General features: G+C 37.5%; 13 protein-coding genes. 10 read left to right on the top strand and 3 right to left on the bottom strand.

Annotated elements, in window-relative coordinates; translation table 11 throughout:
* From HG1285_RS08320 to HG1285_RS08325, 3 genes are all read right to left on the bottom strand, one after another.
* The coding region (locus HG1285_RS08320) for a PIN domain-containing protein (protein ID WP_008287710.1) at positions 1 to 325 on the bottom strand (325 nt) is incomplete at its 3' end.
* Positions 294 to 536: an AbrB/MazE/SpoVT family DNA-binding domain-containing protein gene (locus tag HG1285_RS17475; protein ID WP_008287623.1), complete on the bottom strand. Its 243-nt coding sequence runs from the start codon at positions 534 to 536 to the stop codon at positions 294 to 296. The genes HG1285_RS17475 and HG1285_RS08320, both read right to left, overlap by 32 nt.
* 267 nt (positions 537 to 803) lie before the next feature.
* Positions 804 to 1046 (bottom strand): hypothetical protein, encoded by a 243-nt coding sequence (locus HG1285_RS08325; protein WP_008287709.1) that lies wholly within the window; start codon positions 1044 to 1046, stop codon positions 804 to 806.
* Positions 1047 to 1147: 101 nt separating this feature from the next.
* On the opposite strand from HG1285_RS08325, the gene HG1285_RS08330 reads away from it, so the two are divergent.
* The 10 genes from HG1285_RS08330 (at position 1148) to HG1285_RS08375 (ending at position 10316) form a co-directional block, all read left to right on the top strand.
* On the top strand, positions 1148 to 1795 hold the full coding sequence (locus HG1285_RS08330) for an AAA family ATPase (protein ID WP_008287708.1): 648 nt from the start codon (positions 1148 to 1150) through the stop codon (positions 1793 to 1795).
* A 27-nt stretch (positions 1796 to 1822) separates the two neighbouring features.
* Complete coding sequence (locus HG1285_RS08335; protein WP_008287707.1) at positions 1823 to 2050, top strand: hypothetical protein; 228 nt, start codon at positions 1823 to 1825, stop codon at positions 2048 to 2050.
* 189 nt (positions 2051 to 2239) lie between these two features.
* Positions 2240 to 2527, top strand: a complete 288-nt coding sequence (locus tag HG1285_RS08340) for a diguanylate cyclase (RefSeq protein ID WP_008287706.1) — start codon at positions 2240 to 2242, stop codon at positions 2525 to 2527.
* A gap of 380 nt (positions 2528 to 2907) precedes the next feature.
* Positions 2908 to 3636 carry a hypothetical protein gene (locus HG1285_RS08345; RefSeq protein WP_232219485.1) on the top strand — a complete coding sequence of 243 codons (729 nt, stop codon included), beginning with the start codon at positions 2908 to 2910 and terminating at the stop codon, positions 3634 to 3636.
* Positions 3629 to 4465 carry an inner-membrane translocator gene (locus tag HG1285_RS08350; RefSeq protein ID WP_008287704.1) on the top strand — a complete coding sequence of 279 codons (837 nt, stop codon included), beginning with the start codon at positions 3629 to 3631 and terminating at the stop codon, positions 4463 to 4465. Before HG1285_RS08345 ends, HG1285_RS08350 begins: the two co-directional genes overlap by 8 nt.
* Positions 4458 to 5120: an ATP-binding cassette domain-containing protein gene (locus HG1285_RS08355; RefSeq protein ID WP_008287703.1), complete on the top strand. Its 663-nt coding sequence runs from the start codon at positions 4458 to 4460 to the stop codon at positions 5118 to 5120. Before HG1285_RS08350 ends, HG1285_RS08355 begins: the two co-directional genes overlap by 8 nt.
* Positions 5110 to 5748 carry an ATP-binding cassette domain-containing protein gene (locus HG1285_RS08360; RefSeq protein ID WP_008287702.1) on the top strand — a complete coding sequence of 213 codons (639 nt, stop codon included), beginning with the start codon at positions 5110 to 5112 and terminating at the stop codon, positions 5746 to 5748. The genes HG1285_RS08355 and HG1285_RS08360 overlap by 11 nt, the downstream gene beginning before the upstream one ends.
* A complete protein-coding gene (locus HG1285_RS08365; protein ID WP_008287701.1) occupies positions 5748 to 6854 on the top strand; it encodes a penicillin-binding protein activator in 1107 nt (368 codons plus the stop codon). The genes HG1285_RS08360 and HG1285_RS08365 overlap by 1 nt, the downstream gene beginning before the upstream one ends.
* The gene (locus HG1285_RS08370; RefSeq protein ID WP_008287700.1) at positions 6851 to 8098 is read left to right on the top strand and encodes a hypothetical protein; all 1248 of its coding nucleotides are present in this window, start codon (positions 6851 to 6853) and stop codon (positions 8096 to 8098) included. The genes HG1285_RS08365 and HG1285_RS08370 overlap by 4 nt, the downstream gene beginning before the upstream one ends.
* Positions 8046 to 10316 carry a hypothetical protein gene (locus tag HG1285_RS08375; RefSeq protein WP_008287699.1) on the top strand — a complete coding sequence of 757 codons (2271 nt, stop codon included), beginning with the start codon at positions 8046 to 8048 and terminating at the stop codon, positions 10314 to 10316. The genes HG1285_RS08370 and HG1285_RS08375 overlap by 53 nt, the downstream gene beginning before the upstream one ends.
* Position 10317 lies beyond the last annotated feature (1 nt).

The following is a 10317-nucleotide window of genomic DNA, read 5'->3' as shown; positions in this document are numbered from 1 at the left end:
GAATACAATCCACAAAGTCAAGCTTTTTCTCAGAAAATATCTCGAGGGCGTTTAACATCTGTCCCTTGTTGTGGACCTTCACACCTCTGAGTTCTATTAGCTTCCTTAGAATCTCAGAGATCTCCTTCCTGCTCACGTTGTAAATTCTCTGAAGAACGTAAACGACCTCCGCAATCACAGACTCAAGGATAAGAATTTTCGTTTTCCCTTCCATCATATCGTTAAAAACCTCTTCCGCCTTGGCGTAAAGCTCCTTGTTATCCCTCAGGAGGTATCTCAGAATCACATTGGCATCAATCAGGGAAATGTTTTTCTCTGAAGGCATTAGCCATAGCCTCCTTTTCCATCCTCATGACCTCTTCTATGGGCTTCCCCTTGATAGCGTATTTCTGAAGCGCTCCGCCGAGCTTTTTCACCGGCTTTATTACTACCTCACCTTCCCTTATGGTTATCTCCACGAAGTCTGTTCCAAGTTTTTTCCTTATTTGTGCAGGTATCGTAACCTGACCCTTTCGGGTAATCTTGACGATAGACATCCTTACCTCCATATAAAGTATTACTATACATCTAAAGTAATACTTCGTAATAAAAGGTCAACTGCTCGGGAAAGTTCCCGACAGGATATAGCCCTAAGTGCAGGTTCCTCCTATCCCACTGCCCTTCAGCAGGCGAGAATCCCTTCCACTTTTAATTTTTGTTTGGAGAAAATACTCCAAACCCAGCTTATGCCTTAACGAATCCACGATCTTAACTTATATAAGTTAGTTTACTAAGCTTAGTAATATTAATTAGCGGTATAACCATCAGAGATAGTTCATAGTTCTGGCAAGCTCAAGAAGCTCCATTACTGCTCTTCTCTCTGTAGGGGAAAGACCATCGATAAGCCGCTTTGCCCTTAAAAGCTCCTTTACCGGCAACATTATGCACCCCTCGTTGCTTCTTATTTCTATATGAGGAAAAGGCATGCTTTTAAGTCTCACCGTGCTCCTATCAAGCTTGACAGAAGTAAACAGGGGAAGCTGCCTGTATTTTCTTCTCCCCTTCATATGCTTAATTATATAACTAACCTTAGTAAGCTTAGTTAGTTTACAAAACTTCTTAAACTTACTTCGTAAAGTAACGATATAATATCGGCGGAGGTGAAGGCATGGAGGTAGTGGTTGTTGCAAATCAGAAAGGCGGGGTAGGGAAGAGCACGGTAGCCTGTAATCTTGCAGTTGCCTTTGCCCTTGAGGGAAAGAAGGTCCTTCTTGTTGATGCAGATACACAGGAAAGCTCAATGGGCTTCAGGGCTGTGAGGGAGAAGGACGATATAAGTGCAATATCCATTACAAAGCCCACGATCCATAAAGACATTCCCAGCTTTTCGGACTTTGACGTGGTCATAGTTGATGCAGGAGGTAGAGATAGTTCGGTTTTCAGAAGTGCTATAATGGCTGCTTCCTACGGCATACTCATAATTCCTACTCTTCCCAGTGTATACGACGTGTGGGCAACGGAAGATACACTCAAGGTCCTGTCAGATGCAAGGGCATTTGCCGACATCCCTGCATACCTATTGATGAATCAGGTAATAAGGGCAAACATAGTAAGGGAGGCCGAAGAAAGTCTGGAGGAACTTGCCGCACAGTATGGAGTCGAGGTCCTGCAAACCAAGCTTTTCTCAAGAGTGGCCTTTCGCAATTCCGTGAAGGAGGGTAAGGGTGTTCTTGAAATGAACGACGAAAAGGCCAAGGCCGAAATGAAGTCTCTCTTTGAAGAAGTGAAAGGAAGGTTGCTAAGTTTAGTTAGTTAACTAAGCTTAGTTATGGAGGTAAGTAATATGCCTATACCAAGGAAGCCTCTCAAGGACGTTGACGAGTTCATAAAAACTGCAAAAGCAGAGGGATCAGGGAAAAGCAAGAGCGATACCGAAAAGGAGCGTCCTCAGACAAAAAAGTTTCTTCTTGAGCTTCCTTACGAGCTCTGGATGGAACTTAAGATGAGAGCGGTTCGAGAAGGTAGACCCCTCAAAGACGTTATGCTGGATATCCTCAGGGAAGGGGTTTGAGTTCTTCAGGGAAACTGTGGGGGCTTGCTTTTTCACTGCCAGTTTGTTTGGAGAAATTGCTCCACACCATGGCGGGTCTGCTTGTATGCAGCTTTTGCTGTAGGCATCATCGAATTCCGTATTTCCAAAGTTTGAAGCCTTGAACTTTTTCCGAAGGAGAACATCCTGAACCTATACTTTAACGCGTTCATGGTCTCACGTGACTTTGATGAGTTCTTTTCTGTACAGGATGACCTTTTTCTCATATTCTTTCTTGTAGATCCCCGAAAAGGAGCTCTGAGGCTGTGGGATAGAATCAGGCAGGGTGTGAATGAGCGCAACGTAGTCATAGAAGGTACAGAACTCAGGATGTCGGTTTCCAGCGGTGTAGCGGAGGTCAGGGATTCAATACTCGAGGCCATAAGGGAAGCGGATGCTATGATGTATAGAGAGAAACGGCTGAAGAAGCGCTGCTATGAGAGTGGGGAAGACTCCTAACGGCGAAAAATGGCACATAATCAGGAGTGACTGGGTCCCGCTGTGCAGATAAGTATCCTTCAAATGGGCCCCTGGAGAGAAGGATGTCCTTCCCGTGGATGCCAGGGAAATGAAGAACTATAACATGTACAAGAGCTGTATGTTGAATAACTGGGGTAAGTAATAGTGCGGAAGCCACTTCCTAACGGCAGGCTCGTTTTGCTTACACCCCGAGGCTTGATCAGAAGTGATATATGTTGTGCAAGAGTTTAGTTCAGCTCCACTGGTGGAAATTCCAAAAATAAGCAATAGTGGACTTAATTATATTAAGCATGGATATTTTTAACTACTGTTTGTTTTTGCCTATATATACAGTAAGCATATGGCTAGTAGCTAAATTTTTGAAGGTGTTTGATGTAAGTATAGCAGGCATGATATTTCTGTCTTCATGGATATTCTACTCTATATTGTCAAAGTTGGATAACACGCTTTTTGCCTTATTTGTTTCACTTATAGTGTTTCTATTTCTGTATATGTTTATATATTTTGCTATCTATGATAGACTTGAGAGAGATAAAACGCTTGTGGCATCATTTGCCTTGTTCGTGCTACTGGTAAACACTGGTATAGCTATATTTTCCCAAGAAACGGTTATATTAGATATATATGTTGAACCATATCTGTATATTTCTTTTGTTCTGCTTATATTTATCTTACTTCTTTTCCATAAAACATCTTTGTGGCTAAAGTTAAAAGCTTTCTCAGATAACCCTTTCAAGTATGCATTGTTGGGATATAGTCCCACTAAATTAAAGCTTTTTACAATTTTGACCGCTTCTGTACTTAATACTTTAGTAATCCTATTCCTAATTTCTCTATATGGGGTCTCTCCTTTGTCTTCACTCTATACATTCTTCGATGCTGCAATTCCCATTCTTTTTTCGGGAAACGCGCCCCCTCTAATTCTGGCTTTGCTTTCTGCTATCTTTGCCTTTATCAAGGTTATAGTAAGTATGGTAATAGGCGATATATGGCAGCCTCTTATAACATTTGGTCTAATTGTAATTTTACTTACATTGCGCCCTTACGGATTATATAAGGAAATTTTCAGGGAGGACATGAATGCTTAGTTATATATTTATTGTAGGTGTAATTATACTGATATATTTGGCTTTAGTAGTAGGGTTTAACCTTTTCTCAATAAGAACAAATATGTTAAATTTTGGATATTTTGCTTTTTATATGCTTTCCGCATATTCATATGCAATTATCAATAAATATATTAGTGATACTTTATCTGTTTTATTAACACTTGTCCTTAATATATTTGTAAGCATTCTATTTTTTCAACTGTCATGGAACCTAAAGGGAGATGTGTACATAATCAAAACCTTCTCACTATATATGTTGTTGTTCGTTATGGTATACAGTATGGAAAGCATCACAGGAGGACCTTTCGGTTTAAAAGTTGGTGTAAATATAATTATATCTCCTGAAACAGCTCTTGTCCCTATTTTTTTGCTTTTATTGTTATCTGTATATATTTATGTGATTAAAGCAAAAGGTTATTTTTATATGTTAGAGTGTGTAAAAACACGGCCGATTATTTTAGATTTGAACGGTTATAACAAAAAATTTATACTTATGCATATTTTCATTCTGTCCACATTATTTGCATCTGTTGCTGGTATTCTTACGGTAATCACAACTTCATATGTAGATCCTTATATGTTTTCCTTAGATATGTTCATAATAATCTTTATCCTTGCATATATAGGAAATAGATCCATGAGCTTTACTTTTATCTTCACTGTAGCATATGCTATATTAGATGAAATTCTTAGAAATATACATCGCTTGAATCCTGAAATCTTTTACAACTTAAAGATGATTTTGATAATGCTTATATTCCTTGGCTTTTTATTAAACCTATATAGGAGGCAAGATTCTTATGCTTGAACTTAAAAACTTCACCCTTAAAGTAGGTGCTATGCGGCTTTATGTTGGGAACATGGAAGTAAGAAGCGGTGAGTTTATTCTTTTAACAGGCGATAATGGAACTGGTAAGACTTCGTTACTATCTGCTGTGGCGGGCTTACATAAAGATTATGAGGGTTCAATAATTTTTAACAATTCGGACGTAACATCGTTATATACATATCAAAGAGCCCGCCTTGGAATCAGATACATGCTTCAGAACGCAAATATAGTTAATACATTATCTGTGGAGGAATATGTGTTCTTGGTTACACATAGAGAAAAGAAAAAGGTTAATACCGTTTTAGAAATTCTTGATGTGTTTGGTATAAAAAATCTTTCGCAAAAATGCGAAGACCTTTCTTATGGACAGAAGAAGCTCTTATCTATATCAAGCTGTTTGCTTCCTGATACAAAACTACTTCTTCTGGATGAACCTTTTGCTGGGATAAGTTTTGATAATAAACAGCTTCTTGTCTCCATGCTATTAAACTTCAAGCAGCAAGGGGGAAGTGCTATTATTGTGGAGCACCAAGTAGATACTATTCAAGAGCTTTCTGACAAACATTTTAGTTTCCTTGTCAAGGATTTAGGATATGTAAATTTGATACAAGGGGGGGCTGTTAATGTTGCTTAAGGCGGAAAAAGTTTGTTTCGGTTATGGTAAAGGTATTTTAATTGAAGATTTATCTTTCTCTTTGAAAGAGGGCGATATACTTTTGATAAAGGGTCCAAACGGGACAGGAAAAACCACATTGCTTAAGATAATTCTTGGTGTTTTGAAACCTATAGAGGGAAAAGTCTTTTATAAGGGTAATGATACATCAAAAATACCAGTTTGGAAGTTGGTAAATATGGGAGTTTCCTATATGCCTCAAGAAGGGTTATGCTTTGATTCACTTTCCATTAACGAAACCTTAAAAATTGCTAATGTAGATCATGAGCGTACGAACAATATGATAAAGCAGATAAAAGAAAGACTTACCACTCACGGAATAGATAAAGGTGAGAGGAAAACCGCTGTACTTTCAGGGGGAGAAAAGAAGTTATTGTCCTTTCTTATAGCAGTGAGCAGAGATTCTGATTTAATTATTCTGGACGAGCCATGTTCGGGACTAAACAATAAGTTTATAGAAATATGCACCCAGATTATTAGAGAAAAATCTTTAAAGGGAACAGCTTTTATAGTTGTAGAACATAATCCTTTATTCTTGAGACTTATTAAAGCCAACAAGGAGATTAATTTAAATAGGAGGTTCATGTGATGAGGAAAGAGCGGTTACTGACTGTACTACTTTTTATCTTTCTATTCTTGATATCTTGCGAGAAACAAAGTGAGCAGACTTTGAAAATCGGAGTGCTGACTCCTCTTACAGGACCCGGAGCTTTATGGGGAAAAAACACCTTGAAGGGTGCCGAGCTGGCAGTAGAAGAATTGAGAAAGCAGGGAGCCAATATTAAGCTAGTTGTTGAAGACAGCAAGGGTTCGCCACTGGAAGGAGTGAAGGCTCTTCAAAAGATGATAACACTGGACAGAATAGATTTCCTTATAGATGATGCAGTTAGCTCGGTTGCTTTGGCAATCGTGAATATACTCACGCAGAAGAAGTTAGTATGCTTATCCACAGGGTCCACGAATCCAAAACTATCAGGAGCAAGCCCATACTTCTTTAGATTGTGGAACTCGGATGCTGAAGAGGCATCAGTCATTGCGAAGTATGCTCTCAGGAGGGGGTTTAGGGCTGCATACGTAATTTACATTAGGAATGACTACGGTGAAGGCTTGGCAAGAAAATTTAGAGAAGTTTTTGTTAAAAACGGGGGAGAAATTCTCCTAGAGAATTCGTTTGCACCAGGAACTTCAAACTTTCAGTATTTCATCTCAAAAATAAAAAATGTCCATAAAGCTAATAAGTCATTTATATACATAATTGGCTACCCTAGAGAAATTCCGTCTTTGATAGTTCAGATAAGAAAGAGTAATGTACAGATACCTATATTTGGAACCGCAGCCTTTGAAGACTCATCAATACTTGCTAGGGCTGGTAAATATATGGAAGGCGTAATATATCCTTATCCGAAAGTAGTGGTTACAGCGAAAAGAGAACACTTTGAGAAAGTATATGAAAAAAAGTATGGGGAAAAACCCGGCTCTCCAGCAGCGGAGGCTTACGATGCGGTTTATATCTTGTACAAGGCATACAAGAAAGTAGGTACAGACGCAGACAAAGTTAGGGAATTCCTGCTAAATCTCAGGTATGAAGGCGCTTCAGGATACATAGATTTTGATGAGTTCGGGGATGTTCACAAACCTTTTGTTATAAAAACAGTAAGGAATGGAGAATTTCTAATTATGGAGGATAATCTATGATAGAAGTAAGGAAAAAGGAAATGCAATATGTTCAGGAAAAAGCAATTAGGATACTAAATAAAACTATTGATGAACTTCCTGAATACATTCGCGAAGATGATACGTTTATGTTTGTGTACAAAAAAAGGAAAAATTCTCTTTGGATAAGAGCATATCTTGTGTGGAAAGCAAGCAAGATGATAAAGGGTATAACTATTTCAGATGAAATTATTTTCAAAATATCTTCAGCGGTAGAAATGCTTATAATGTCCACATATTCCAATAACATTCTTATAGACAAGAAACTCGTGTTTGAGAGAAGAGTATCTCCTGAAGATGTCAGCACAAAGTTGTCTTTGGCCAACAATATTTTTCTTGCTAAAACTATACAGATACTTTCTGAGTTGCCTTGTGCACAAGAGTTAATGAAAGAATTCTATAAAGTGGTGGAGATTTTTTACATAGGTCAGTATATTAATTGCTACATTGTCGATTATAAACACTTTGATAGAGTCTTAGAAGAGCCACCGCTTGCTTTAACACCGGTTCTTGAGTCTATATTGAAGAGTGAAGTTTTCCATGAAGTAAAATCTATAATAGAACCGTTAGTTCCTTTGAATAAGCAACAAGTAGATAATTATCTAAAAAACCAGCTGACCAGGCTTTATGCAATTAATGCGCACATGATAGAGCGCTTTTTGTTAATGCCTCTGCTCTGTGTTAATTCTAAAGAAGAAAGAACTTTAAATAAGTTAGCTATGATCGGGAGTTTATATGGTATAGGTATGCAAATTGTAAACGATATTATAGATTTTTCCTTGCCTAATATGTGTGTTGAGATACCCATGAAATCTTCTTCAGACTTTTTCAATGATCTAAGTTGGGGAATAATTACTATTCCCGTATTCTTGGGAATGTTTGGCAAGAAATCTAGGGATAAAATTGTGAGAGTGCTTGAGAATATTGATCATTACTTCGGGGAGCCTCATTTGATAAAAAACAAAGAAGACATACTATTTGCTCTTATGGAAGATGCAGTTATAAAAAAGAGCCTGAAAATAGCAGGAGTGTTTCTAAAGGAGGCAAGGAGAATTTCAGAGGAACTGCTTGGTAGGGACGAAAGTCTTGACGATGTTTTCAATATACATAAAGATAGCAAGTTTGTGGTGAGTATATTCAGATGGTACAGGCGCGCCAAAAAGGAGGGTCGGGATGGTAAACGAAGTGAGGCTGGAATTCTGGAAAAACCTATGGGGAGATCTTAGAAAAAGCTTGAATAATGAACTAAAAAACAAGGGTTTTGAAGGATTTAAAGTCCTACTTGAGATTTACATGTGCAACGCATACAAATGTAAAGAGGGGAGGAGAATTATCTATAATTTGCTGGATGGATGTAAATCCAATAATCAGGTTGAAATGTGGGGGTATGTGGGTGAAAAAGAGGAACTTAGATGGCTTGCTAACAAACCTTTGTTTCCTAGTGATGTAAGTTTTGGTGGGAACGAACCTACCGAGCTTGGCTGGAATGAGTTGCAGGAAGTGTACGGAAAATTGGAGGAGGAACAGCTTGAAATAAAATTGAACAAGGATAAAAGTTATAAACTTGCTTATATTTTAAAATGTGAACAAGATGTGCTGTGCTTGGGTAAACAATATAAATTTTTTGTAAAATACAACCCATTTTACTTTGGAGATAAACAAAGCAATGCCCAATTCTGCACATTATATCTTCTATTTGAAAAAGAAGAAATTGATGATAAGCAGAAGGCTATACTTTACAGTGTCTTGGGGGATTTTCAGATAAACTTTATTTCGGAGGCTTTTAAAACTTATTTAAAGATAGACACAGCAAAAATATACTCGCAAAATGTAATAGAAGAGTTCGTACGCTTTCTTACAAATAAGAAGGATAACAGTCGGAAACTGTATGAAAGTCTTAAAAACTTGCTGGGTCAATTTATCGAATCAAAGTTAAAAGAGCTATCCTACCATACTGCTTTTATAAGATTGAGAGAGCTGAACCACAACTATTTTTCCCATGCTCTTATATCCTATGCAAGATATATGGATGAAGGGAATCGCAAAAGACATGTTTACATAGCAGATGCAGCTTTAAATACGGGGCTTTATGTAATTGAATCTTTAGAGGATCACCTCTCCAGAATACCTATAGTTGCTACGGATATTGTAGACATCCTGGACAAGGAAGTAGTAAGGTCTGAAGAATTGAGATTCCTTGACGATAAGGGAGACCTTAAGATACTGTGGGGCAATGATAAAGACTCACAAGAAGTCATTATAAATTCTATAAAAAAAGTCATTATAAATTCTAATGTGAAGCATGTGTATATACCTATAGTTGATTTTGTGTTGAAAAATCTTTTTCTCAATATAATAAGGAACGAGTGGAAGCATAGCAAGAATTCTAAGTTCTATGTTGATGTTGTAGCTCCTACTAACGATGAAAAGGGTTTGAAAATAAAAGTTAGCTGCCGGGGTGGAACAAATAAAAAATTTAACTTACAAAAAATGCAAGAAAAAATAGATTTCCTAAAAAAAGGAGGACTGAAGAAAGAAGCTCTGGGCTTACAATCTATGCTCTGCGATGTTCTGTTATTAAACGGTTATACATTGAAAGATTACATTGCAGGTAGATTGAATCTATGTGAACTGTTGGACATAAAAGAAGAAAACGGGGAAAGAATATACTTGATAAGGATACCTGAAGCTAAAGTCTACAAAGAAAAAGGGAAAAAAGGAGAAGCTCTTTTTGTTGGCAAAGATAGTAGAGATGAGCCTGACCTTGAAACCCTATGGGCAGAGTGGTTTGACTCTTATGGTATAACTAAATTTTGCATTGAAATGTACGGATATCCAGAAAGTAAAAATTATATAGTGAGTGTTAAGGGTAATAAAATTGAAATAGAAGACAACAACGCTGAAAACGACGATTGTGGTTTTCGTATTGTTATTGTACACAACGATATAGACCCTTTAAAAATTACCAAAAATATAAATGTACCGCATATCGTAGTTCGGGAATCCAGCAGCGCTTTAACTGTAAGGAAGCTCCAGAATAGAGAAGAAGGTTTCATCTTTTTTCTGTGTGAGAGTGCTTTATTTAGTGTGTATATTTTTGATAAGGAGAGGTTCAAAGATTTAGATGATGAACAAAAGCAGAGATTAGAAAACATCAAAGTTTACGTAAATCAAAAGGTAGATGAGTATATTAAACCCTGTGTGGTTTTGTATCATACTGAAAACGACAAGCCCGGAAATCTCCCTAATTCTGGTCGTGTAATACCTATGAGGTTCAGTGCTGGAAGAGCTTTCGTTCCTGGTAAAGAAAATCAAATTCTGCATTTTACCTTTGTTAAACGCCTGGTTGAAGCAGAAAGTGACATACTTAGAGAAAAATCTCTTCTTCTTAATGCGGTTTTTACGCTACAATATGGAGGTAGGCCTTTATTAGGAGGTAAGTAAT

This window comes from Hydrogenivirga sp. 128-5-R1-1, assembly GCF_000171895.1.
Note: the sequence above shows the minus strand (reverse complement) of the source record. Positions and strands in the feature narration are given on the sequence as shown.